Below are 644 nucleotides of genomic sequence, written 5' to 3' on the forward strand. Positions count from 1 at the left end.
CCCCACCCCCACCCCCGCCCGGTGACGGGAACCCCCCACGGACGCGGGGAGCAGACTGTCGAGGTTCGCTCGCGCAGTTCCGGGGGAGAAGGGACACCGCGCCGGCCTGCGGAGGGCGGTGGCGGCGGGCGCCGGTACCGCGGCGGTCAGACCGGGGCGCCGGGCGGGTGGCGAGGGCCCGGCCGACGCCGCGGCAGCGAAAAGGTTGGTACGCGGGGCGGGCGGAACCGGGTAACGTCCTCGGTGTTCTTCCAGACGCCGATCTACGAGTGAGAGCGTGACGGGCCTCTGCTGACATCCTTCGACGTCGCCGCCCGTCCCCCACCGTTGAATCCGCAGATCACTTCACATCATTGACCGGAGACCCTTGACCGTGAGCAAGAACATCAACAACCCCGTGGGCATGGGCGGCGGCCAGCGCAAGCGGCTGTCCCGCGCCGAACGGCAGAACAACGGCCCGCACCGCAACCTCGACCGCCAGGGTGCGGCCGACCAGAAGGCGGAGCTGGTGCGCAAGATGCGCGAGAAGGCCGGCACAACCGAGAGCGCCGAGCAGGCGGGCGACGACACCGCACAGAGCTGACGCACCGCCGCCGCAGGGAGGCACGGGGCAGGGCCCGGACCGCGACACGCGGTCCGGGCCC

At 72.7% G+C, this 644-nt stretch carries 1 protein-coding gene; it reads left to right on the forward strand.

What is annotated here, in order from left to right:
* The first annotated feature begins 367 nt into the window (after positions 1–367).
* Positions 368–583: a DUF6243 family protein gene (locus tag VR45_RS39955; RefSeq protein ID WP_199839632.1), complete on the forward strand. Its 216-nt coding sequence runs from the start codon at positions 368–370 to the stop codon at positions 581–583.
* Positions 584–644 lie beyond the last annotated feature (61 nt).

The sequence above is a fragment of the Streptomyces sp. NRRL S-495 genome (assembly GCF_000966955.1).
Lineage (GTDB): Bacteria > Actinomycetota > Actinomycetes > Streptomycetales > Streptomycetaceae > Kitasatospora > Kitasatospora purpeofusca.